Origin of the sequence: Nocardioides potassii (genome assembly GCF_021648885.1) — a bacterium.
GTDB lineage: Bacteria > Actinomycetota > Actinomycetes > Propionibacteriales > Nocardioidaceae > Nocardioides > Nocardioides potassii.
The window spans coordinates 164,757-190,922 of record NZ_JAKJHZ010000003.1; the positions used below are offsets into that span (position 1 = coordinate 164,757).

Below are 26,166 nucleotides of genomic sequence, written 5' to 3' on the forward strand. Positions count from 1 at the left end.
TCGCCGAGTGACTGACGTGGCGGTGGGGGAGCGGGTCGCACCCGCTCCCGGTTCGGTGCTGGTTGTCCGCGACGAGGAGTGGCTGGTTACGCGGACCGAGCGTTCGTCCGACGGCGAGTGGTTCATCGACGTGCAGGGGCTCTCCGAGCTCGTGCGCGACACCTCGGCGACCTTCTCGACCGGCCTGGACGACATCGAGGTGCTCGACCCCGCACAGGCGCAGGTCGTCGCCGACGACACCCCGGGCTACCGACGGTCGCGGCTGTGGCTCGAGGCCACCTCGCGCAAGACGGCCGTCCCCGTCACCGACCCGACCCTCACGGTCGCCACCCAGGGCATGGCCGATGCGTTGCCCTACCAGCTCGAGGCGGTCCGCAAGGCGCTCGACCCGCAGAACCTGCGCCCCCGCATCCTGCTGGCCGACGCCGTCGGCCTGGGCAAGACCATCGAGATAGGCATGATCCTCTCCGAGCTCGTGCGTCGCGGTCGCGGCGAGCGCATCCTCGTGGTCACGCCGCGTCACGTGCTGGAGCAGATGCAGCACGAGATGTGGACCCGGTTCGCCCTGCCCTTCGTCCGCCTCGACTCGGTCGGCATCCAGCGGATCCGCCAGAAGGTGCCCGGCAACCGCAACCCGTTCGCCTACTACAAGCGCGTCGTCATCTCGATCGACACCCTCAAGAGCGACCGCTACCTCAGCCACCTCCGCAAGCAGCACTGGGACGCCGTGGTGATCGACGAGTCCCACAACGTCACCGGCGCGTCCCAGAACAACCGGCTCGCGCGGCTCCTCGCGTCCCGCACGGACGCGCTGGTGCTCGCCTCGGCGACCCCGCACAACGGGCGCAAGGAGTCGTTCGCCGAGCTGGTCCGGATGCTCGAGCCCAGTGCCGTGACACCCGACGGCGAGCTCGTCAAGGACGAGGTCAGGCGCCTGGTCATCCGCCGCCACCGTAACAGCCCCGAGGTGGCCAGCCATGTCGGTGGCGACTGGGCCGAGCGGCTGCCACCGGACAACCAGGTCGTGGCAGCGTCGCCCATCGAGGACGAGATCGCCCGCGAGCTTGACGAGGTCTGGCTGCACCCACGGTCGGGCAGCAACCCCTACTCCGGCCCCAACTCCTCTCTGTTCCCCTGGACCCTGATGAAGGCGTTCTTGTCCTCTCCGGCGGCACTCGTCGCCAGCGTGCGGGAGCGACGCCGCAAGCTCGGCCCCGACCTCAGCGCTGACGAGCGCGCCGAGGACGAGGCGCTCGTCCGCCTGCTCGCCCTCGCCGAGCGCGCGCACACCGAGCCCAGCGGCAAGTACGACGCCCTGCGTGCGCACCTCGACGACATCGGCGTCGCCGGGCAGAGCGCCACCCGGGTCGTCGTCTTCGCTGAGAGAGTGGCCACCCTCGAGTGGCTCCAGGGCAAGTTGTGCAAGGACCTCGGCATGATCAAGGACCAGGTCGTCGTGCTGCACGGCGGACTGAGCGACGTCGAGCAGCAGGACGTCGTCGAGTCCTTCAAGCTCGAGTCGTCGCAGATCCGGGTGCTCGTGACCGGCGACGTCGCGTCCGAGGGCGTCAACCTCCACCTCCAGTGCCACCACCTCGTGCACTACGACATCCCGTGGAGCCTCATCCGCATCCAGCAGCGCAACGGGCGCGTCGACCGCTACGGCCAGCGACACCGACCCCGCATCACCACCCTGCTGCTCGACCCGGACGTCGACGGGTCGTTGGGCGACTTGCGCGTGCTGACCCGTCTGATGGAGCGCGAGCACGAGGCTCACCTGGCGCTGGGTGACTCTGCGTCGCTGATGGGGCAGCACGACGTGAAGCGCGAGGAGGAACAAATCCGTCGAGTCCTCGCCGAGCAGGAGTCCTTCGACGAGGTGGTCCGACAGGTCAAGGACATCGGCACCGGCGACGACTTCGACGATCTCTTCGCCGCCATCGTCAACGCCCCTGACGACGCGCCGGTGGCCACCGTCGATGACGAGCCGTCCGGGGTCTACCCCAGCGACCTCGACTTCCTGCGCGACACCCTTGACGAGGTGCTGCTGACCCCCGGCCGACCCTGGCCGGACGGCGTCGCGTGGCAGGAGGACCGGGCCTACCAGGTGGCCGACCTCGAGCCGTCGCCCGACCTGCGCCGCCGACTCGAGGTGCTCCCGCAGACCTACCTCCGCGAGCGGCGGGTCGCCGAGCGGCTGCGTCTTGCCACGACGACCCGACGCGGGGAGCAGGCGATGGCGGCCGCCCGGGCCGAGGACGGGATCACCTGGCCGGAGGCGCACTACCTCGCGCCGCTGCACCCCGTGCTGGAGTGGGCGGCCGACCGAGCGCTCGCTAAGCTCGGACGCAACCAGGTCTTCGCGGTCCGCGGGTCGGTCGACGAGGTCGCTGTCCTGATGCACGGCATGCTCACCAATCGGCGAGGGCAGGTCGTGGCGTCGTCCTTCCTCACGCTGCGCTTCGTCGGGCAGGGCCCCGCGGGTCTCGCCCTCCCGGAGCCGCACCCGTCCCTGCGCCGCGCCCTGATGTCGGTCGGTCTCGAGCGCACGCCCGTCAACACCGGCGCCGTGACCGGGCTGGACGACCTGCAGGCGTACGTCGCACCAGCGGTCGACCAGGGCCACACCTTCCTGTCCTCCCTCGTGGAGACATCGGCTCAGGACGTCCAGGCCCGCGTCGATGCCTGGTTCGAGCGCGTCAGCCAGTGGGAAGTAGACGCCGCCCGCGAGGCCCAGCGTCTCGAGATCCGCGACCGCACGGAGCTCGTACGCCGCGAGCGCGAGGTTGCCGAGTCCCTCCTGCCCGACCAGCGGCTCGTCCGCCCGCTGCTCGTCGTCGTCCCGTCGTTCCTCGGAGGTCAGCCGTGAGTGCCAGTGACGCGATCGTGGTCGTCGGTGACTGGATCAGCGAGCACTACCTCACCACCGACGCGACCAAGGAGTCGTTCAAGGCTCGAGTGCTGGCTCGTCGCAAGGAGTGGGACGCCGCCGAGAGCGAGACCGCCCGGAGCCGGTTCACCGGGGCGCGTGTCGACCTCCTTGCGCGGCTGGCACGGCTCGAGGAGGACCCGACCCTTGCCGCGGACCTGAGGTCTGACGTGCTGCGCGTCCTGCGGTACGACGCCATCGGCCTGCACCACGAGAAGACAGGGCCGCTCACCCTCGTGCGACAGGCCAGCCTGGCCGACGTGGCGGGAGTGGCACTGGTCGCCGCAAAGCCGGTCGACTCCGTGGAGGACCTGCTCGCCAAGGACGAGGAGACACTGGCTGAAGCGTTCGTCGACGAGGACTCCGGGGACGCCGTCACGTCTGTCAGCCGGCTGCTGTCCAGGCTGTTCGTCCAGGAGCACGGTCCGGCGTTCGCTCTCGTCCTCGCCGGCCGTGTGCTCTTGGTTGCGGAGAAGGAGCGGTGGCCCGAGGGCCGCTACCTTTCGCTCGACCTCCAGCTGGTGTGTGAGCGCAACGACGGCACCAAGGGGGGTGAGGTCGACCGCGCGCTCACCTGCCTGGCCGCCGAGTCGCTCGCACCCGACGCGGAGGGCACCATCTGGTGGCACGAGGTGCTGGAGGAGTCCGTCAAGCACACCGTCGGCGTCTCCCAGGACCTTCGCGAGGGGGTGCGCCTCTCGATCGAGCTCATCGCCAACGAGGTCGTCACCCGGCGGCGCGAGCAGGGTCTCGAGCCGCTCCCGCAGTCCGAGGCGCAACAACTGGCCAAGCAGTCACTGCGCTACCTCTACCGCATCCTGTTCCTGCTCTACGCAGAGGCGTCGCCCGAGCTCGGCGTGATGCCGGTCGGCGCTCCCGAGTACGACGCGGGCTACAGCCTCGACCGGCTCCGCGAGCTGGTGCAGGTGCCGCTGACGAGCCCGCAGGCCGAGCGGGGCACCCACCTCTACGACTCCCTCGGCGTCCTCTTCCGGCTCGTCGACCAGGGCTACCAGCCCACGGTGACCGAGGACGAAGGCTTGCTGGAGCCGCTCGAGTTCCGGTCGCTCCGTGCAGACCTCTTCCACCCGGACGCTGTTGCTCACATTGCCGAGGTTGGCCTCGGCAACGCGCGGCTCCAGGAGGTGCTCCAGCACCTCCTGCTCTCGAAGGAGGCGCGTGGTCGCGACCGCGGATTCATCTCCTACGCCGAGCTCGGCATCAACCAGCTGGGTGCGGTCTACGAGGGCCTGATGTCCTACACGGGCCGGTTCGCCGAGACGGACCTCTACGAGGTCGCCAAGGGCGGCGACTCCTCCAAGGGGTCCTGGCTGGTCCCCGTCGACCGGTCCGGAGACATCGACGAGAAGGATTTCGTCCGCACCGAGGACAAGGTCACCGGAGAGCTCAAGCCGGTCCACCACCGGCGCGGAGCCTTCGTGTTCCGGCTTGCGGGCCGCGAGCGCCAGCAGTCGGCGTCCTACTACACCCCCGAGGTGCTGACGAAGTTCACCGTCGGCCAAGCCCTCGAGGAGCTGCTCGACCAGGACGGCCAGCGCACGACCGCCGAGGAGATCCTGTCCCTCACGGTCTGCGAGCCCGCGCTCGGCTCGGGTGCGTTCGCCATCGAGGCCGTGCGCCAGCTCGCGGCCGAGTACCTGACCCGGCGCCAGGACGAGCTCGGCGAACGGATCGACCCCGAGGCCTACCCCCGCGAGCTGCAGAAGGTGAAGGCCTACCTCGCCCTGCACAACGTCTACGGTGTCGACCTCAACGCGACGGCTGTCGAGCTCGCCGAGATCTCGCTGTGGCTCGACACCATGGTCGAGGGACTGCACGCCCCGTGGTTTGGGCTTCATCTCAAGCGGGGCAATTCACTGGTCGGCGCTCGCCGTGCCGGGTTCTCGAAGTCGGACCTGCAGTCGAAGACCTGGCTGACCACCGTACCGACGGACATCTCGGACCGCCCAGGGCTCATCCACCATTTCCTCGTGCCAGCTGAGGGCTGGGGCGCCGCCGCCGACGTGGGCAAGGAGATCAAGGAGCTCGTCCCCGACGCGGTCGCCGACCTCAAGACGTGGCGACGCTCCACCAGGTCCAAGCCGACCAAGAAGCAGCTCGACCACCTGACCGAGCTCGCGGCTCGCGTCGAGACGCTCTGGGGGATCGCCTCCCGCCGCCTTGAGATCGCCGAGCAGCAGGCCAGCCGCGACATCCCCCTCTGGGGCCGTGATCACGAGGAGACGGCAGAGGCCTACGTCACCCGCGAGCAGATCGAGGAGTCGCTGGCCGACCACGACGGCGCCTACCAGCGCCTCAAGCTCGTGATGGACGCCTGGTGCGCGCTCTGGTTCTGGCCGCTCACCGAAGAGACCATCGAGCCCCCGACGGTTGATGAGTGGTACGGCACCCTCCGGCAGATCCTCGGCGGCGAGACCATGCGCGCCAAGACACGCAGTCAGGGGGACGCCACCATCGGTGACATCGCCGACTGGGACGAGCTCGCAGATGCCGAGCACAACGACTGGGTGCTTGCAGGGGCGGATCGCGTCGAGAAGGTGCTCGCCGATCACCCGTGGCTCGCCGTCACGCAGTCGGTCGCGATGCGGCAGGGCTTTTTTCACTGGCACCTCGACTTCACGCAGCTTTTTGACCAGCAAGGAGGCTTTGACCTTCAGGTCGGAAATCCACCGTGGGTACGTCCTGATTGGGACGAGACTTCTGCGCTCGCTGAGCACGACGTGCGTTTCGCGCTGGAAGGGAAGATGGCGAGCGAACGCCGGCAGGTGCTCGCACGGACAGTGCTTTGTAATCCTGCTGCGCGCGTCGAAGTTGTAGGTCTCGCTTCCGACCAGATGGCTTTACGCGAAGCAGTTTCGGCGCCCATTCTCTTCCCCTATCTCGCTGGGCTTCGACCAGATCTCTATCGATGCTTTATTGAGAGCACGTGGGGGCGTCAGTCCGGCCGAGGCGTCATCGCTCTGATTCACCCTGAAACGCACTTCACGGACGAGAAGGCGGGCGTGCTTCGGGCTGGCGCCTATCGTCGTCTCCGGCGGCACTGGCAGTTCATCAACGAGCTCGTCCTATTCGAGATCCACCACTTGGTTGTGTACGGTGTTCACGTCTATGGACTGGAACGGGACGCCCCGGAATTCTTAATGGCGAGTTCGCTTTACCACCCAGATACAGTTGAGCGGTCGTTGCAGCACGGCGGGGAGGGTACTGAGCCGGGCCTGAAGGACATGGAAGGCAAATGGGATGTACGGCCCCACAGAAGTCGGATACTGAGAGTTGATAAAGAGACGCTTGCGACTTGGCATACGCTTGTCGAACCAGAAGATGTACCGGTGCTTCACTCTCGAATGGTCTATTCTGTAAACAGTTCGAGTGCCGAAACCCTGCGAGTGATTGCTCGCGCCCCGCGGCTGCGCGGCCTGGACTTGTCGTTCAGTCCGGGTCTGATTGAGACTCAGGCTCGGAAAGATGGGCTTATCGAACTGCAGTGGGGCCGGCCAACAGATTGGTCCGACGTGGTGCTAATGGGGCCAAATTTCCACGTGGCAGCGCCTTTCTATAAGTCTCCGAACGAGACCATGGCTAACAACCTCGATTGGTCGCAAGTCGATCTGGAAGGGTTGTCAGTGGACGAAGTTCCCGTAACTTCTTACAAGCGTGCCACTGACGCGCCGACATATCGAAATGCCTACCAGGCGTGGAGTGGAAGTCGGTCACTCGATCTGCCGCGTATCGCTTGGCGAGGAATGGCGGCCAATACGGGCGAGCGCACCCTTATTCCGATTTTGCTCCCGCCTGGGCCAGGGCACATCAACGCGGTGTTCTCCGCCGGATCTCCTGGGGTGGCATTGCGTGATCTAGTGCTGGCTCTTGGAAGCATGACGTCATTGATCGCGGACTTCTCCATACGGTGTGCTCCTAAGAGCGGCGTCTACATGTCTGCGGCCAATCGTGTGCCAATCGTCACCGCGCGGGATCTGCTTGCCGACCAACTTGTACTGCGAGTACTTCGTCTCAACTGCATTGTGTCGGAGTACGCGCAGATTTGGAATAGATCCCTCGGCGCGATCAATTTGAAAGATGAATGGACTGGAGGGCTGGCCTATCGAGGGCGGCCAGAGTTGGCCGGCGTTTCGACTGACTGGTTGCCGAATGCACCTCTTCGTCGAGCTTCTGACCGTCGACAGGCGCAGGTTGAGATCGATGCAATCGTTGCCGTCACGCTTGGATTGAGCGCAGATGAATTGGCAACGATCTATCGGACCCAATTCCCGGTGCTCTACGGCTATGACCGCAACACGTACTTCTACGACGCCAACGGTCGACTCGTGCCCAACTCCGTGCTGACAGTGTGGCGCAAGAAGGGCAACGACATCAGCCTGGACGAGCGGACAGCCACCAACGCCTCAGGCAACACGTACACCTACGAGTTGCCGTTCGTGACGCTGGATCGTGAGGCCGACATGCGACGGGCCTACGCGCACTTCGAGAAGGTGCTCGCCGAGCGGGGTGGCGCGTGAGCGAGCTCCTGCCCACGACGCAGGCGCCGCGGATCCAGCAGAGCATGCTCGACTACCTGGCGACCACGTTCTCGCTCGCCGACGAAGACGCGCGTTCTGCTCTGCTCGACCTGCTTCAGGATCGCGAGAGCGGAATCTTCAAAGGCCCCTACCTGCGCCTGCGCCTGCCGTTCCGGCCTGCTGCTGACGGGTGGCGTGACTCGATGGAGTGGTACGAGGGGTTTCCTCCCTACGGGCACCAGGCACGCGCGTTTGAGCGGCTGACCAGCCTCGACCTAGGTCTGGACAAGCCGCGGCCGTTGCCGACGCTCGTCACCACCGGCACGGGGTCGGGCAAGACTGAGGCGTTCCTCCACCCGATCCTCGACCACGTCGTCCGGGCGAAGCGGCGGGGTGTGACCGGCACCAAGGCGATCGTGCTGTACCCGATGAACGCCCTCGCCAACGACCAAGCCGGCCGCCTCGCGAGCCTGATCACCCAGCACCAGGAGCTGGCAGGCATCACCGCCGCGCTCTACACCGGTGAGCAGGGCACCCCGCGATCGCGGGTCACCGCCACGGCGCTCATCACGGACCGGCACATCATCCGGCGGCAAGCGCCGGACATCCTGCTGACCAACTACAAGATGCTCGACCAGCTCTTGCTTCGCGAGGCCGACCAGCAGATCTGGGCGCAGAGCGCCGCCAGTCTGCAGTACCTCGTGCTCGACGAGTTCCACACCTACGACGGCGCCCAGGGCACCGATGTGTCGATGCTGCTGCGCCGCCTCGGCATGGCGCTCAAGAGCCACTGGCCGGATGACGCGTTCACCGCGTCCGACCGTGCGCGGCCGCTCGGGATCGTCACGCCCGTCGCGACGTCGGCCACCCTCGGCGACAAGGGCGATCCCGCCGCGATGCTGGACTTCGCCCGCACGGTCTTCGGTGAGGAGTTCGGCCTCGACGCCGTCGTCACGGAGTCGCGGCTCACCCTTGACGAATGGCTGGGTGAGCCCGCCACAACCCTTCTGCCCCGCACGGATCGTGCGGCTCTGGAGCTGGCCGTCGAGACCGCCGGTGCGGAGACCAGCGGCCGACTGATCGCCGAGCGCATGCTGTCCTCCCTCTTCGCAGACCGGGACGGCGCGGCTCCCATGCTCGCCGGCGCCGAGCCTGGCGACCTGCTCGACCTCGTCAAGGCCCACCCGATGACCAGCGCGATGGTCGAGGCCGCCGCCGAGGCTGTGTCGCTCGACGCGCTGGTCGACGCGGTGCTCCCGTCGTACGCCGCCGACCCTGACGGCCGAGCCGTAGCCGAACAGGTGCTGCTGCTCTGGAGCGCGGTGCTGAGCCACGTCCGCAAGGAGGTCGGTCGCGACGCAGTGTCCGTGGAGCTGCACCTGTGGGTGCGCGAGCTGAGCCGCATTGACCGCCGTGCGACAGGCGCTCCCGACTACCTGTGGTCCGACGACCGTCACCTCGCGCTGGGTGGTGACGACGGCACAGACTCGGTGCCGGCCTTCCCGGCCGTCTACTGCCGTCACTGCGGACGTTCGGGCTGGGCGGTGCTGCGCGCGCCAGTCGGTGGCTTCGACCTCACGGGCGCAGACCCGGACGACATCCGGCGGGCGAGCCTGCTCGACGACCGCGAGTTTCGGGCGCTCATCCATGCGCCCGCAGAGGCCGAGACGGAGGAGGGGGCCGGGCCTTCCGAGCCCGACGAGCCGCGGCTGATGTGGCTGCACGCCGAACAGCGCCGGGTGCTGCCCTCCCTCCCCGCGGACGACGCGGAGGTGGCGGAGGGGCGCGTCCTCCCGGTGCTGGCCCATGCCGGCCCGGGTGCCGGCGACCTCTCCCGCGACGACACCTGCCCCTCCTGCCTGCAGAAGGATGGCATCCGCTTCCTCGGCTCCGCCGTCGCCACTTTGCTGTCCGTCTCGCTGTCCACGATCTTCGGCAGCGACGACCTCGACCAGGCAGAGAAGAAGTCGCTGGTCTTCACCGACTCCGTGCAGGACGCCGCCCATCGGGCTGGCTTCGTGCAGAGCCGATCCCACCGCCTGACGCTCCGCGCCGTCCTGCGTGCGGCAGTCGGAGACGACACGATGACCCTCGACCACCTCGTGCAGCGGGTGCTGGAGCAGGCGGGCAACGACCCCCACCACCGCTATCGCCTGCTGCCGCCCGAGCACGCCGACCGCAGCGAGTTCGAGCCCTTCTGGCGCGAGGAGCGGCAGCGGCGGGTCGCACCCGCGGTGCTGCGCCGCGTACGGGCACGGCTGCTCCTCGACGTGGTGCTCGAGGTGGGGCTCCAGTCGCGCCTCGGCCGCACCCTCGAGCTCACCGGCAGCCTTGCAGCCCAGGTCGAGGCATCGCGAGGCGTCCTGCTCCGCGCCGCGAACGACGTGGAGAAGGCGCTCGGCCAGCAGCACCTCGACGGCCTCGGCGTCACCGACGACGAGCGGGTTCGCTGGGCGCGCGGGGTGCTCGAGCGAATGCGTACGGACGGTGCGATCCAGCACGAGTGGTTCCGCCGGTTCCAGGCCGAGGACGGGCGAAGGTACTCCATCTGGGGCGGTCGCCCCGCGACCGACGGGATGCCCGCCTTCCCGCGGGGGCGTCCGGCCCCGGGCTACCCCCGCGTCGGTGGCGGGGGAGGCCCGCGCGACAACGACCTCGTGCCCGCCGCCTCGACCAAGGGCTGGTACGCCGTGTGGACCGCACGCGCGCTCGGGTGCAGCCCAGCCGAAGGTGCCTCTGTCGTCGTCGAGCTCCTCAAGCAGCTCGCCGCGCTCGACGTCGTCCAGGTCGTCAACACCCAGTCCGGCGCGCAGGTCTACGAGATCCTCCCGAGCCGGGTCCTCGTCCAGCCGGTCGGCGACGTCGAGCTCGCCGACGGCGGCGTCCTCCTCGTGTGCGACACGTGTGGCGACCTTCATCCGGGGACGCCCCAGGTCGTCGACGAGCTCGAAGGCGCGCCCTGCCAGGTGCTGCGCTGCCGCGGCTCGCTCGTCCGGGCGTCCGGCGAGCCCGACAACTTCTACCGCCGGCTCTACGCCGCGGCGGACACCACGCGGGTCATCGCCCGCGAGCACACCAGCCTGCTGCCGGACGAGACACGACTGGCGTACGAGACCGAGTTCAAGGCCGGCGCCAGCAACCCGGCGGCTCCGAACGTCCTGGTGGCCACGCCCACGCTGGAGATGGGCATCGACATCGGCGATCTCTCCACCGTCATGCTCGCCGGACTGCCGCGGAGCGTCGCGTCGTACCTCCAGCGGGTGGGACGCGCTGGCCGCCTCACCGGCAGTGCACTGAACCTCGCGTTCGTGTCGGGCAGGGGGGAGCAGCTGCCGCGCCTCGGCGACCCACTGTCGGTGGTCAACGGAGCCGTCCGACCGCCTGCCACCTACCTCGACGCCGAGGAGATCCTGCGCCGTCAGTACCTCGCGTCGGTGGCGGATGTCCTCGCCCGGACGCCGGGTGCACCGCACCCCAGCACCCCGGCGCAGGCCATCGGCAGCGTCGAGGCGGGCAGCTTCCTCCACGCGCTCGGCACGGCGGCCGAGGACGCCGGCGCCCTCGACGCCTTCGTCGTGGGGTTCGACGACCTCTCGGCCAGGGCTCGAGACGGGCTCAAGCAGTGGATCACCCCGGGAGCTACGCCGCTCACCAGCCCGATGGCCGCGTTCCTGCACGAGCAGCGACACCACTGGGCGTCACGGGTGGAAACGGTCCAGCACCGCATCGGCGAGATCCAGGCCGAGCTGCCCGAGCTGCAGGAGCGCGCTGCGCTTCCGGCCGCCACCGACGACGACAAGCTGGCGGTCCGCACCGCGGTCGCAGGCCTCGGCCTGGCGCGTAGGCAGCTCGCCGACCTGCGCGACGGCTACTGGATCGGGGTCCTCGAGGAGCACGGAATCCTGCCCAACTACACCCTGCTCGACGACACCGTGAGCCTGGACGTCACGCTGAGCTGGCTCGACCCCGAGAGCCAGGAGTACCGCTCGGAGGAACAGTCCTTCCATCGGGCCTCGTCGCTGGCCCTGCGTGACCTAGCACCGGGCGCGACCTTCTACGCCAACCGGCACCAGCTGCTCGTCGACGCCGTCGACCTGGGCCACGAAGGCGAGGCCGTCCGTCCGTGGGCCTTGTGCGCAGCGTGCGGCCATGCCCAGCCGCGGGACGGCGGCGCCCAGCCACCGACCAGCTGTCCGCGGTGCGGTGACACGACCATCGCCGACGTTCGCCAGACGATCGACGTGGTCGAGCTGACGAGCGTCTCCTCCGCCGTGCGACGCGAGGAGGCGACGATCGACGACGGCAGCGACGACCGGAAGCGCGCTGGCTTCGAGGTGGTCACTGCGGCCGACGTCGGCACCCCCCGCACGGAGTGGCACGTCGACCAGTACCCGCTCGGCGTCAAGCACCTGCACGGCATGACGATCCGGTGGCTGAATCTCGGCCGCACCGGCGAGCCGTCGTCCGGCAGCGTCCACGTGTCGGGCCAGGAGCACGCCGCCGCGCTCTTCCGGGTGTGCGCGCGGTGCGGCAAGGTCGACACAGGGACGCGCCGCAACGCGGCGTCCGAGCACCGCCCGTGGTGCCCCCAGCGGCACGCGGTCGACGAGGACGTCCGCGCGATCGCGCTGTCGCGGACCCTCCGGACTGAGGGCGTGGTGGTGCGTCTGCCCGCGACCATCACGCTGGGTGACAGGTTCGCCGTGCCGAGCCTCATCGCTGCCTTCCAGCTCGGCCTTCGTGAGCACCTTGGAGGCACACCCGACCACCTCGCGGTCGAGCAGGTCGTCGATCCGCACCTCAGCGACGGGTCGGACAACCGCGACGCGCTCCTGGTGCACGACAAGGTGCCAGGTGGCACCGGCTATCTCGCCGAGCTCTCCGAGCCGCAGAAGCTGTGGTCGGTGCTGCGCCAGGCGTGGCTCGTCGTCAGGGACTGCCCTTGCCAGGACGAGGACCGCGCGGCGTGCCACCGCTGCCTCTCGCCGTGGCTCAACGGACCAACGGGCAGGTGGGTGTCCCGCCTGGCCGCTGAGCGGCACCTGCACGACATCCTCACCGCCGGAGGCACGCTCCCCGAGCCCGACGAGGTGCTCGGCTGGACCGTCATGAAGCAGCCCACTGTGCCCGATGACCCTGAGACCCACATCGAGCAGCGGTTCCGCGCGGTCCTCCGCAAGCGGCTGACCGAGGGGCTGGGCGCGTCCGTCAGCGAGCAGCCAGGTCCGCACGGCAACCGGTGGACGATCGTCCTAGGCGGCCGAACGTGGACCCTTGAGCCGCAGCTGCCGCTCGGCAACGTCAAGCCCGACTTCGTCCTGGTGTGCAACGACCCCAATGTTCCCCGCGTCGCAGTTTTTTGCGACGGCTGGCGGTTCCACGCCAGTCCGGCCGTGAACAACCTCGCCGCCGACGCGACCAAGCGCGCCTGGCTCCGCGCCCAGGGCTACGTGGTTGTCTCCCTCACCTGGCAGGACCTCGACGGGGCCGAGCAGTCCGCTGCCACGCCGCCATCGTGGTTCGACGACGCGCGGTGGAGCAAGGTGCTCGGCGCCAGCAACGGCGCCCTTCGCCCGGCGCACCGTGACCTCGTCGTCGGTGGGCCGATCGACCTCCTGGTGTCCTGGGTCGCGTCACCCGATCGAGATGGCCTGCAGGCACTCGCAGAGCTCCTGCCGCTGCTGCTGATTGGCGCGGGGGACGCCGGCAAGACGGATCCTTCCAAACCGCTGCTCGAGCTCGTCGGGCCGCTGCACAGCGGTCAGGCCTTGCCGGGCGACGGGGCGCATGCCACGTGGTCGTGGCGGCACGACACCTTGACCGTGCTCGCCCGACGCACGACCGGGACGGCCAGCGAGGTGGCAGTGATGGTCGACGACCGGACCGATGTGCTCGGCCAGGCGCACAAGCAGGCTTGGAACGAGTGGCTGCGGCTGGCGAACCTGCTCAACTTGCGCCTCCAGGAGGCGACCGTCCTGACGTACTCCCAGCTGGCCGCCCCCGCCGTAGGGGTCGGCCCCGGAACGTCGCCCGCCTCCGCGACGTACGCCGAGCCCTGGCTAAGCCTGCTCGAGCAGGTGGTCGGAGACGCCGCCATCGCGCTCGTGCGAGACCTGGCAGACCTCGACGTCACTCCACCTGTGGTGGGCGGTGAGGCCGGCGACGGCATCGTCGTGGAGATCGCGTGGCCAGACCGGCAGCTTGTGGTCGACCTCGACCTCACCGACGACGACCGCCACGACCTGGTCCATGACGGGTGGGTCGTGGTCCCGCCTGATGCAACCGCCGTCCAGCAGGCCCTCGAACCGGCAGGAGCGCCGTAGTGCCCCAGATCATCCTCGGCCCCCAGCAGCACGCGCCCGAGATCGACGGATCGGTGCGCGGCAAGGCGTACACGTTCCTCGCGAAGCTCGCGGAGGACGACACCCGTCCCGGTCTGCACGTCGAGCCCATCGGTGGATCGCTCGACGCGCGGGTGCGCACCGGCCGGGTCGACCAGTTCTGGCGGGCCGTCCTGTTCAAGGTGCAGGGTCAGGCCGACGACGCGATGTACGTATACCTCGGCGTCTGGCCGCACGACGACGCGATCGCCTTCGCCCAGCGTGCGCAGCTGCAGGTGAACCCCGTCAACGGGATCGCCGAGCTGCTGCTCGCCGAGCCTGCGCCACTGCATGTCGACTCCGCCGAGGTCCCGGTCCTCGAGTCCGCGGACCTGGCGCCTGAGGAGCCCCTGCTGATTGCTCTTGGACACTCCGCGGTCAACCTCGTGAACGACCTCGGCCTAGACCCGGCGCTCGTCGAGCTCGCCATGGAGGTGCGCGACCCCGACGACATCGTCACGCTCGCCGACGCCGCGGCGCCGTGGCAGGGCGTGGCGCTCATCGATCTCGTCGCAGGCCGCAGCATCGAGCAGGTGCGTGAGGCGCTGAGCCTGGACGCGACCAGTGCACCCGAGCCAGCCGCCGACCAGGACAGCTCGCTCGTCCGGGCACTGACGCACCCTGCGGCCCGCATGCAGTTCGCCTTCGTGGAGGACGACGCTGCGCTGCGCCGCGCGATCGAGGACGGTGACTTCGCGGCGTGGCGCGTCTTCCTGCACCCGGAGCAGCGGAAGTACGTCGAGAAGAGCTGGAACGGTCCGTTCCGGCTCTCCGGTGGCGCCGGCACGGGCAAGACCGTCGTGCTGCTCCACCGTGCGCGCCGTCTCGCGCGACAGGACCCCGCTGCTCGCATCCTGCTGACGACCTTCAACAAGACCCTCGCTGAGGCCATGCAGCGCGACCTCCGCGTCCTCGACCCCACGCTGCCGCTGGCCGAGCGCGTCGGAGACCCGGGCGTCCTCGTCCGCGGCATCGATGCGGTCGCGCGCGCGGTGAGGCAGTCGTACGCCTCACACCTCCCCGGCGCCGTGTCGGCCGTGCTTGGGCCCCGCACCAGCGAGGTCAGCCAGGTGACCGGCCGCAACGCGTGGCGAGACGCGATCGCCGCGGCCGGGGACGACCTGCCGACGGAGCTGCGCAGCCCGTCCTTCCTGGAGGCCGAGTACGCGACGGTCGTGCTCCCGCACCGCGTCACGACCTTCGAGGAGTACGCGAAGGTCCGCAGGCAAGGACGCGGGGTGTCCCTCGACCGACGCGGGCGGGCAGCGGTGTGGAAGGTGATCACTGCCTACCGCCTGGAGGCCGGGATCCGGGGCAGCCTGGACTTCTCCGAGGCCGCCGCGGTCGCTGCTGAGGCGGTGTCGGCCAGTGGTCAGCACCCGTTGGACCACGTGCTGGTCGACGAGGGCCAGGACCTGGGGCCGTCCCGCTGGCAGCTGCTGCGAGCGTTGGTCGCCGAGCGACCCGACGACATCTTCATCGCGGAGGACTCGCACCAGCGGATCTATGGCCACAGGATCGTCCTGGGCCGCTACGGCGTGCGCATCGTCGGCCGGTCGCAGCGCCTGCGGCTCAACTACCGCACGACCGCGCAGAACCTCCGCTACGCGGTGAGCATGCTCACCGGCACCGAGTTCGTCGACCTCGAGGACCAGGCAGAGGACCCCAGTGAGTACCGCTCGGCACGGACGGGACCGTCCCCTCGGCTCGTCCAGGCCTCGTCCCCGAGCGAGGAGCTTGACCGCGCCGCGGAGGTGGTGCGTGCCTGGCTGGACGAGGGCGCCGTCCCCGAGACGATTGGACTGCTCGTGCGGTCGGAGAATGCGGGGGAGCGTCTGGTCCGCGCGCTCGAGGAGCGCCGGGTAGACGCACGGTTCGTCTCGGACAAGACCGTCCCTGGTGGCAAGCCCGTCGCCATGACGATGCACCGAGCCAAGGGCATGGAGTTCTCCCGGGTGCTCATCACGGGCGCCGACGCGGACTCCGTGCCTGCGGCGTACGCGTTGAAGGACGTGCCCGAGGCGGAGCGCGAGGACGCGGTGCGTCGTGAGCGCTCGTTGCTCTACGTCGCTGCCACCCGGGCTCGCGACGAGCTCGCGATCGTGTGGACAGGCGAGCCCAGTGAGCTGTTGCCGACCAGAGAGGAGATTTGATGGCGCGAGAGGCGTGGGACACCCGCGAGGTGGACCTGACGATCGACACGTACTTCTCGATGCTGCGGCTCGAGCTGGACGGGCAGCCCTACAGCAAGGCCGACCACCGGCGAGACCTGATGACGAAGATCGAACGCTCGAACGGCTCCGTCGAGTACAAGCTGCAGAACATCTCCGCGGTGATCAACGAGCTGGGCGGGGTCTTCATCGACGGCTACAAGCCGGCGACCAACGTCCAGGGGTTGCTACGCGAGCGGGTGACGGAACGGTTCGGCGGCGCGGTCGACCTGCGCGACCAGATGGTGAGAGCCGCCGAGCAGCCGGCACCGTCCGACCGTGTGACGCTGGGGTCGGCGGCCGCCGTTCCTGAAGTCGAGCTGACCCCGCCAGCGTTCGGCCGGGTCCGCGTCGCCCGGATGATCGACTTCCACGAGCGCGAGGCACGCAACCGGTCGCTCGGCCTAGCAGGGGAGGAGGCCGTTGTGCGGCTAGAACGTGCTCGTCTGGCTGCAGCGGGCAAGGCTGACCTTGCGGCCGAGGTGCGCCACGTCTCGGTCATGGACGGTGACGGTCTCGGCTACGACGTCAGGTCGTTCGACCGGGCCGGCAACGAGCGATTCATCGAGGTCAAGACGACGCGCTACGCCAGGCACTTGCCGTTCCTCGTGTCCCGCAACGAGGTTGACCTCTCCGAGGAGGAGCCCGACAAGTTCATCCTCTACCGGCTCTTCAAGTTCGGCGCGGGCGGTGGGCACTACGAGCTGCCAGGTTCGCTGCGCTCCGCGGCCCAGCTGGACCCGACGACCTATCGCGCGCTCCCGAACGTCGGATAGGAGGCGACATGGACGACGTCGCGTACACGCCAGCGGTTGACGGTCGTTGGACCGACCTGGGCGGAGAGCTCGAGCAGTGGCTCGTGCTCGGCGAGCCGACTGAGGAGATCGCTCAGGCGGCGGAGGCGTCTGGCGCATCGCTGCGGTTCGCGGACGGCACAATGTGGTCGCGCTCGCTGCACACGGGGACGTACACCCTGCGCCGCGGGAGCAAGGCAGCAATCGTTCTCGTGCTCCACGGCATCCCCGGGGGAAGTGCATTGCAGGGGGACTCGCGACGCCTCGTCGGTCACATGGGGCTGGCAGAACCAGTCTTCGAAAGCATGTGGCCGCAGGGGCGTGCCGTCGACACCTCCGCCGGCGTCCGCGAGGGCGACGTGGTCCGGCTGCGGGGCTCAGCTGCCCTCGGCACGGTGACCGCGGTGCGCCTGCGGGCAGGCGAGTACGAAGTGGAGGTGCGCGGACCCAACGGGGTGCAGGTCATGGACACCGACGCCCTGGAGGTGATCGGAGGCGACCCTAACGACCCGGCGTTCTGGATCAGCCAGCCGGGAGGCTCTGCGGCCGATATCTCCTTGACCGTCACGTGGACCAAGTTGCGCAACGCACTGACTGACACCGTCTACTCCTACGCATCGAGCAAGACGATCTTCCGGCCCTACCAGTTCGTGCCGGTGCTCAAGCTCCTGTCGTCCGGCACCGGCCGTCTGCTGATCGCTGACGAGGTCGGTCTGGGCAAGACGATCGAAGCGGGCCTCATCTGGAGCGAGCTGGAGCGGCGCACCCCCCTGGACCGCGTCCTGGTGGTCTGCCCTGCGTCGCTCCGCCTCAAGTGGAAGAGCGAGATGGGTCGGCGCTTCGACCGCGACCTGGCGCTGATGACCCCTCAAGACCTCCGCGACCAGGCGCACAAGATGGCCCAGGGGCGCGAGTCAAGATTCGCCGGTGTGGTCGGGGTCGAGTCCCTTCGGCGGCACGAAGACGCGCTCCAGGCGCTCACCGACGTGCACGCGCGGTTCGACCTCGTGATCGTCGACGAGGCTCACGTGCTTCGGAACCGAGGGGGAAAGAGCTATCAGCTCGGCCAGCTGCTCTCCGACTGGGCAGACGTGCTCGTGTTCCTCTCTGCGACCCCTCTCAACCTCGGCCAGAGCGATCTTTTCAACCTCGTCAACATGCTTCACGAGGAGGAGTTCAGCGACCCGGCCGTCTTCGAGGCCCAGCTCGAGCCCAACGAGGCGCTCAACGAGGTCATCCGCGAGGTGCGCACCGGCATGCAGGCACCCCGGACCCTGCTGCCCCTGGTGGAGGGCATCGCCGAGATGGAGCTGGGCGCCGCGGTCGCGGCACGGCCCGACTACGGGAGGCTGTGCACGATCCTGGACGTGGACCGTCCTCTCACGTCGGAGGAGGCGGCAGGGGCCAAGCGCGCGGCCAGCGCGCTGAACACGCTCGGCAGCGTCTTGACCCGTACGCGGAAGGCGGACGTCCCTGATGCCAAGGCCATCCGGGTGGCGGAGCAGGTTCCCGTGGACTGGTCGGACCACGAGCGATCGATGTACGAGAGCGTGCGCGCGCTCTACACCGCCGAGGCGGAGCGGCGTGGGACGCCGATCGGGTTCGCGCTGCAGATGCCGCTCCGGCAGGCCGCGTCGTGCCTTCCCGCGATGCAGGAGAGCATCCGACGGCGGTTCGTCGACGCTGAGGATGAAGACGAGGACGCGTTCGAGGACGTGGCCGATGCCGCAGCGTCCGACAGAGTGGAACTCGACATCCTGGACCTCGATGGACTGATGAGGCCGCTGGCGCACGACACCAAGTTCGAGGCGATGCTTGAGCGGCTCCTTCAGGCGCGCGAGCGCGGGATGCAGCAGGCCATGGTGTTCTCGTTCTTCACCGGAACCCTGCGCTACCTGGAAGAGCGACTGAGCCAGCACTTCAGCGCGAGGCGGATGACCGGGGCGACGTCCATGGACGACCGCCAGAGCATCATGCAGGAGTTTCGGGACGGGAAGTTCGAGCTGCTGCTGCTGAGCCAGGTGGGCGCGGAAGGCCTCGACTTCGAGTTCTGCAACGTGATGGTCAACTACGACCTGCCGTGGAACCCCATGCAGGTCGAGCAGAGGATCGGACGACTGGACCGGTTCGGTCAGCAGAACGAGAAGATCTTCATCCTCAACATGCACGTGCCCGGGACGATCGAGTCGGACATCTTCGAGCGGCTTTACCGCCGCATCGGGGTCTTCGAGCGATCGATCGGCGAGCTCGAGCCGATCCTGCGCGACAAGCTGAAGGACATCACCAGGTCGTTGCTGGACCCGAGCCTGACTCCTGCCGAACGAGATCGGGAGTCCAAGCGGGTGGCTGTCGCGCTCGCCGAGCGCGCCGCGCAGGTACGCGAGCTGGAAGCATCCCGAGGCGCCCTTTCCACCGTCGACCAGCTGCAGGTCGACGGGATGACGGACGACGGTCCGACCCACGGTCGTTTCGTGGGCGCAGCCGAGGTGAGGCTCCTGGTCGAGCGACTGGTCGCTCGCCTCGGCGGCAAGCTGACTCCCTCCAGTCAGCTCGGCATCTCCCGACTGACTGGCAGCGTGGAGATGGCAACGCGGCTCCGGGCGCTCGATGTGAGGAGCAGCGGCGGCATGCGCCCCGTGGGACAGCTCGCGGCCGACCTTGCGAACCGCGCGGAGGTCAGGGTCACCTTCGACTCCGACGTGGCCAGCAAGCACGGGGTCGAGCTCGTGGCGAGCCGGCACCCTCTCGTCGACCTCGCTCTTGCCTCGTTGGAGGACGACGTCATCAGCCTGAGGCGCTTCGCAGTCGTGGGGTTGCCAGGGGCGCAGCTGCCGGCGCTGGGTGCGCTGGTGCGCCTGGACATGGTGAGCTCGACCGGAGTCCGCCCCCGCACCGAGCTGTGGGCGCACGCGGTGGACCTCGACACGGGCGAGACTCTCAGGGACCTCGGCCCTGAACTGCTCGAGAGCATCGCTCGCGGAAGCCTTGTCGACGTGCCGCATGAACAGCACCCCCTCGTTGAGGCCCGACTGACTCTGCTGGACGAGATAGCAGCCGTTCGACGAAGAGGTGTCCAGCGAGAGCGCCGCGCAGACAACGACGCACTGGTGGATGCCCGCCTCGCGTCGCAGCAGCGGTCGATCGACATCAAGATGGACCGGGCTCGGTCAACACTGGCCGACGTGCGTGAGCGTGAACGCGACGACCGGGTCGCCCGGCTGCACGAGGGGCGGATCAAGAACCTCGAGCTCGACCGGGCGCGCGTGGAGCACGACCTCGAGGCGATGCGCCACCTCGACGTCACGTCGTCGACGGTCGCTGTGCTGCAGGTCCACCGCGCCTGATCGTGTGCCCCTAGTGGAGGAACAACGGGTCCTTCATCCACGACCTTTCCACAAGTGGCGCTCGCGAGTCGCCTCGCTTGTTCGCGTAGAGAACGGCGTGGTCCTTCCCGCGGATGACGGGCCAGCGCGGCACCAGGAACTCCGTGCGACTGCCCTTGCCGTCGACGATGAGGACCCGACCATTGGGATAGATCAGCACAGCCGGCGGGTTCGGTCCGAAACGGAGGACGAAACCGTCCCCGTCTGCGCCGTCAATGGACAACCGGGCACGTTCGCCGCCGGCCGTGAACACGCTGACTAGTCCCGCGCCGACAGCTGGCAGAGCGCCGCGAGGTGGACGCCACTCGTAGTAGAGCGAGCTGCGCTGCATCGCCTGGTAGGGCGGGTAGAACGGTGAATGGGCCTCGTAGACGGACGTCGCGTGCTCCACCCCGTCCTTGTCCTCGTACTCGAGCACGAAGTGAAAAGGCGGACGGTGCAGGTTGACGCGCTCGTAGGACGCCGTCTCCGCCAGCCCCGCCACGATCGCTTCGTCGCTCGCTACGCCAGCGTCCGACGAGATCTCCGCGTGAGGGAACAAACTCGCGAGCATGCGTGCAACCGAAGGAACGCGGGACATGCCTCCCGCGAGGAGGACGAAGTCGACCTCCTCGGCGAGCGTCTCGAGCGGAATGGCGCGAATCTCGTCGGGGGCCTTGGCGACCTCATGGGTCACCTGGGCTCCGCGGAGCACAGCCCACACGAGGTGAGTGGCACGCGTCAGCTGGTCCCGAATGGCTGTGTCGACCTGCTCCTGCGACAGCGACAGCGTGGGAAGCTCGGCGTCGGGATGGCGAATGGCCACTTGCGTGTCCAGGTCGTGGCTCAGGCGCTCCTTTGCCTCCTTCGCAGCCTGTCGGATCATGGCGCGCACGCCGGCGGCCATCGGGAGGTCATCAACGTCATGCCCCATGTCGCGGAGCTGCTGCTCGAGCTCGCCCGCCAACGCTTCGTCGAGCGCGTCTCCCGCTTCGTCGACACCCCACGAGGAAAGAACGGAGATCTCCGGCTCGTGACCGAGGTCCGCGCGTACGTCCAGCACCGCCACGTCAAGCGTGCCGCCGCCCATGTCGAACACCAGGAGCTGCCCGCGGACGCCCTGGCCAGATCGCGCCATCCTGCTGTTGACCCATGCAACGCCAGCTGCGATCGGCTCGTCGATGAGGGTGTGGTCGTCGACGGGGAGGCCGGCCGATCGAGCCACCTCGAGGAGTCGCTTCCTCTGGTCTCCGGTCCACATGGCTGGACAGCCGAGGCGCACTACTCCGGGATCGAGGTCAAGGTCATCGCGTGCCCGGAAGGCAAGCTCGTTGAGTAGTTGTCGGATGCCACCGTCGACACTGACCGGGATACCGTCGATGTCGATCTCGGTCTGCCGCTTGGTGATCGCGCGCTTGATCGATCGTCGGAGCCGTTCGACAGGAAGGTCGGCAGCCGCTTCGCCGACCACCAACGCGCCGTCGCCTGCGACTCCGATCAACGAGGGCAGCCAGGACGTGCCTCGTGTGCCGACGGGGAAGACCAGCGGCAGACGCCCGCGTCGACCTTCGGCGACCAAGGTCGTCGAGGTCCCGAAGTCAACCCCGATGGCGTGCGTCAGCAGGGCGACGTCCGTGCCGCCATCGAGCCGCTCAACAAGATGCTCAGGTGCGCTCGGGGTCTGGGATGGCGTCGTGACCAGGGACGCCGCAACGGTCTCCCGAGCAGTTGTCGCTGAACGTTTGAACCACGGCACCTGCGATCACTCCCCCGTTGGTACTACCTGCGCCTTCACCAGCACAAGCGTGTCCGTGCCGTCCCGCCATGTATATCCCGGACGTACGACAGTCACCTGCGCTTCGGCCGAGATCGACTGTCCCATCGAGTCGTGGACCTTGGGGTCGAAGGTCGTCTGACGGTCGACCTCGCCGATGGGATCGAGACCCTCGCGCCTCGTCGCGTGGCTGACGCTCCTCATCAGTCCTTCGTCCTCGGACGCGGCGGCCGATTGTGCTACTTGCGCAGCGACCTTGGCGAGGACTCGTACGAGGTCGGCGCGCACCTGCCGGTCGTGAGCGCCGCGACTCTCTCCTTGAGCAGAGCGAGCGGCCGCGAGCTCTTCTCCCACTGTCGCCAGGCGCTGCTCGAGGCGTGCGACATGTCGCTGCAGGTCCAGCTGCTTGTCGGCGCTCGCCTCGACGTCTGCTCGTGCTGCAGCCAGCGCCGACTCCATGCGCTGAAGCTTGCGGTCGTCGGTGAGCGTCTCGGCCCATGCTGAGGCCACTTCGTCGTGCCGAGCGGCCCGGAGAATCGCGCCCCTGAGCGTCTCGCCCGACACCCAACGGGCAACCGGGATCGCTGCCGAGATGATCTGTCCGACACGCGACCGGGACTCCGCCTGATCGACGGCGGCGGTGACCAGCGGCCTCACGACCGACTCGGCGATCAGTCGATCCTCGAGCACGTTCGCCAGCGGTCCATGTCCCGCCTCGGCGAGGTCGTCGAAGGTAGCGTCGGTCCACCATGCATCAGACCTCGCTCGGTCAGGACCCAGCTGGTAGATCGTCGCGACGAGCAGCGAACGTCCACCTGTCCGAGCGAAGGGAACATGGCGCGCCGCCTGGGAGAGTCGGACAAGCTCGGGCGCAGCCTCACTGTCAATCCTGCTTGCGAGCTTCATCGCTTCGGCTGCCGCCGCCAGGGCCTTGTTCAGTCCGTCGCGTGCTTGGGCCCTCGTAGTTGCCTTGCGCTCCCCCTCGCGCGCCACCTTGGCGAAGCTCCCCGCAAGCTCGGCAGCGACGGAGAGTGGTACGACGTACGTCGCACTGACCCGCTCGAGCAGCGAGGTGAGGGCACCAATGAGGCTGGGGGACGCTTGATCGCGATCCAGCTCAGCACGTGCACGTCGTAGCGCAGTCTCGTACTTCGCCTGGGACAGCCCGGCGGTGTCAGTCTCCAGCAGCCCGTCCTTGCCTCTCCCCAGCGCAACCGCGACCTCGGCACGTTGGCTGAAAGTCAAGGACTGGAGCAGGTCGCTGAGCTCGGTAGCCTTGAGGCGACCGAGTGTCAGCCCCAGCCTCAGAGGGCGTTGACCAAGCGACGCAAGTCCCGCCTCCGCCTCGTCCCACCCTTGGGAGACCAGATGGCGGGTGAGCACGTCATCTTCCGCCGGCCGGTCGTGGTCAGAGCTGGCCGCTAATCTTGGAGTGTCGCGAGCATGTGCCTGGTTCTGCTGGACTGGCTCCGGCGCCGAGCCCTCAGATTGCGTTGTGACGACATCTTCAGGCGTCTCCGTGCTCTCCTCGCCTGCTTCGCTGTCCCTGCTGGCCTCGACGACAAGGGTGTAGGTGGGAACCTTCGAACCGGAACGCGTGACGACCTCAGAGGCGTCGAGGTGCTTCTTCGCACGTCGCCAGGCTCGGTCCACCACGCCTGTGTCGATCCCCACGAAGGCCTGCTTGAGCTGACCAGATGTTGCGCCCTTGCGAAAACCTCCGAGCGCCAGGAGGAAGACGTCCGCCGGGGCCGTCTCGAGGTCGGCAGCAACTCCGTCCGGGTCCAGCTTGAGGCGGTACTGCAGGGAGTGCCGTTCTGGGAAGGACTCAGAGGCCTGGATGTCGTGGTCGACCTCGCGCCCATCAGGTAGTAACAACCTCCAGGTCTTCCCGCGGACGCGCTCACGCAGGACGCCGACTTCGGACCACGAGCCATCCTGCGACTTGCGAAGCAGGACCTTCTCCGGACTGGGCACGACGAGAGTCTGCCACGGGCCATTGCTCGCTGTAGCCTGATGGAACGCTTGTGGTCCCCACTCAGGCGACCAGTGTGCCAGGTGCTGCAACCACCGTTCGTCAGGAATTTCGATCGAGCGCTTCCTCGCGAAGCCTTCCTAGGCGGCGCCCGTCCGGAAGGGTCCAGAACTGCCAGCCGTTGGTGGCACCGCCACGCACGGCCTGACCGGCTCCGGACGGGCTGTCGTAAACCTTGTCATCTACCGCCAGACGTCCGTCGGCGAGCACCACGGCGCGCTCAGGACCGCCGTTGCGTGGACGTAGCTCTGTGCCGACCGGAAGCAGGCCGCTGGCCACGAGGTGCGGGAGGTAGATCTCAGAGGCGCCGGAGTCCTGGCTTGCTGCGATCACCCGCCCGGCGTGGCCGGCAGGAACGGGCCACGTCGCGAGGAGCGCATCGATCATCCGATCGGTGCGCGCGTCGATGGCCTCCTCATCCCAGTTCTCGACGTCCCTGATGCGGCCGTTCATCAGGAAGACGTCGTGGTCCTTCAGCTTCCGCTGTTTCCCGGTCGGGCCGCTCCAAGGGCCGTTAGACACCGACGCGTTCAGTGAGGCCGTCAAGAGAGTCAAGTTTCCCAGGGCGTGGACGTGGTTCTGACGATCGATCTCCCCCGCAAGGTCGTCGACCGGCCAGTGCTGCTGCCACCTGCGGGGCAGGACATGCTCGATGTGGAAAGCCTTTCTCGGCACGCGACCGAGGGTGAGCGGCTTGTCGTTGTAGCCGCGCAGGTGGTCCTCGACGGCCTCGAGGAACATGCGCAAGCGCGGTCGTCGGATACGTCGATAGATGGGCTCCGTGATCAGAGCGGTTCGTATCTCGTCGTCCCCCGGCCAGTACGTGCTCTCCACATCGAGCGCGGCTAGGTAGCCGGCGACCTGGGTCGCGAGCTGGTCGTCGGCAACGTCGCGGTGGGCGCGGATCAGGTCCGCGACGACCCTGCCGAGGTCACCAATCTTCAGCCTCAAAAGTGCTCGCCTGACCAACCAGCTCTCCGTGCTCGCGACCACCGGGTAGAGGGTTGAGTCCGGTCGCGGGCGTTCGTGGAGCCAGATCAGGATGGGTTTGAGTGTCTCGAGGTCCATGGCCCGCATGCGGTAGACGCACATGAGGACTGGATCCAAGTCGTCGTTCGTAGCGGCAGACCGCTCAGTCCACGTCTTGTAGAGGTCCGCTTGCTCCTTGATCTGTTGCAGCAGCACCGACATCGACGTGTTGGACTGATGCTCCACGAAGTGCTTGAAGCGCGTGAACACCACGCGCGGACCGATCTCTTCCCCCGTTCGGGAAATGAGCCACTGGCTGAGGAACAGCGACGAGCGGGACAAGAGATATCGGCCGACGCTAACTTCCTGCTCCCAGAACGCAGTGTCGAAAGGCCAGTCCTCTTTGTAGGCGCGGGCGGTATCAGCGCCTTCTCCGGTCAGCCGCTGAAAGACGTAGTTCTTGATGAGGTCGGCTGCCGTCAGCGGGGTGCCCCGCGCATTCAGGGTCTCGAAAATCTCCTGGGAGTTCTCGTCGTACTTCAGGTCGATGGTGACGATCTGAAGTCCCTGCGTCAGCACACTGACCAGTGCTGAAGCGCGCATGGCGAAGTCCGATGCGTCGCCGGATCCCAGCCACGACCGAACTTCGTCGCTGAAGTAGCGGTGAGCCCGCACGATTCTCGAATCGGCGTGGGGAATGTGCTCGTAGTCGAGGGGTGGGGTCGCGTTCATGACCGCATCGAACGGCTCGTGGTCCCGATTCGTGTGACGCACTTTGAGGGTGGACTCACCCGGGCCCACGAAGTGAGCTGGGTTGTGCGTCAGGTCGGCCAGCTGTTGGGCCAGGTTGTCGTGCTCGAGCTCCTCGAGCACCAGAGCGACCGCGTCCATCAGCAGTTGGATGGTCGTGAGACGCTGCTGACCGTCGATGAGGTCACGGGCGGTCAAGCTGTTGACTCCGGGCTGCTGCGCCTGGAGGACGACAGCGCCGAGAAAGTGCTTTGCGCTGGCGCCCTGGGGAGTGAGGCGGAGCTCAGCGATGCGGCGTACGTCTTGCCACAGCGGCGTCCACTGGTGCTCTTCTTCCCAGACGTAGGGGCGTTGGAAGATCGGCACCAGAAGGTATTGCGGCAGGTTGAAGATCTCCTGCGGGGTGCGTACGCCGGTGTCCATAG

At 68.0% G+C, this 26,166-nt stretch carries 9 protein-coding genes; 6 read left to right on the plus strand and 3 right to left on the minus strand.

Features of this window, described 5'->3' with window-relative positions; genetic code table 11:
• Positions 1-7: 7 nt before the first annotated feature.
• From L2K70_RS21495 to L2K70_RS02310, 6 genes are read left to right on the plus strand one after another with little or no spacing between them, the layout of a single operon-like run.
• Positions 8-2,869 carry a DEAD/DEAH box helicase gene (locus tag L2K70_RS21495; protein ID WP_308195712.1) on the plus strand — a complete coding sequence of 954 codons (2,862 nt, stop codon included), beginning with the start codon at positions 8-10 and terminating at the stop codon, positions 2,867-2,869.
• A complete protein-coding gene (locus L2K70_RS02285) occupies positions 2,866-7,467 on the plus strand; it encodes an Eco57I restriction-modification methylase domain-containing protein (protein ID WP_236398389.1) in 4,602 nt (1,533 codons plus the stop codon). Before L2K70_RS21495 ends, L2K70_RS02285 begins: the two co-directional genes overlap by 4 nt.
• Positions 7,464-13,790, plus strand: coding sequence for a DEAD/DEAH box helicase (locus L2K70_RS20915; protein WP_308195713.1), 6,327 nt, complete (start codon positions 7,464-7,466; stop codon positions 13,788-13,790). The genes L2K70_RS02285 and L2K70_RS20915 overlap by 4 nt, the downstream gene beginning before the upstream one ends.
• Positions 13,790-16,000 carry a UvrD-helicase domain-containing protein gene (locus L2K70_RS02300; RefSeq protein WP_236398395.1) on the plus strand — a complete coding sequence of 737 codons (2,211 nt, stop codon included), beginning with the start codon at positions 13,790-13,792 and terminating at the stop codon, positions 15,998-16,000. Before L2K70_RS20915 ends, L2K70_RS02300 begins: the two co-directional genes overlap by 1 nt.
• Entirely contained in the window at positions 16,000-16,833 is an 834-nt protein-coding gene (locus L2K70_RS02305; protein WP_236398397.1) for a protein NO VEIN domain-containing protein, read from the plus strand. The genes L2K70_RS02300 and L2K70_RS02305 overlap by 1 nt, the downstream gene beginning before the upstream one ends.
• Before the next feature lie 8 nt (positions 16,834-16,841).
• Positions 16,842-20,195 carry a DEAD/DEAH box helicase gene (locus tag L2K70_RS02310; RefSeq protein WP_236398400.1) on the plus strand — a complete coding sequence of 1,118 codons (3,354 nt, stop codon included), beginning with the start codon at positions 16,842-16,844 and terminating at the stop codon, positions 20,193-20,195.
• A 10-nt stretch (positions 20,196-20,205) separates the two neighbouring features.
• Here the strand turns inward: L2K70_RS02310 and L2K70_RS02315 are convergent, their stop codons facing one another.
• The 3 genes from L2K70_RS02315 to L2K70_RS02325 form a co-directional block, all read right to left on the minus strand.
• The gene (locus L2K70_RS02315; RefSeq protein ID WP_236398402.1) at positions 20,206-21,969 is read right to left on the minus strand and encodes an Hsp70 family protein; all 1,764 of its coding nucleotides are present in this window, start codon (positions 21,967-21,969) and stop codon (positions 20,206-20,208) included.
• A 6-nt stretch (positions 21,970-21,975) separates the two neighbouring features.
• Entirely contained in the window at positions 21,976-23,964 is a 1,989-nt protein-coding gene (locus L2K70_RS02320) for a hypothetical protein (protein WP_236398406.1), read from the minus strand.
• A 100-nt stretch (positions 23,965-24,064) separates the two neighbouring features.
• Entirely contained in the window at positions 24,065-26,164 is a 2,100-nt protein-coding gene (locus L2K70_RS02325) for a GmrSD restriction endonuclease domain-containing protein (protein WP_236398409.1), read from the minus strand.
• Positions 26,165-26,166: the final 2 nt, after the last annotated feature.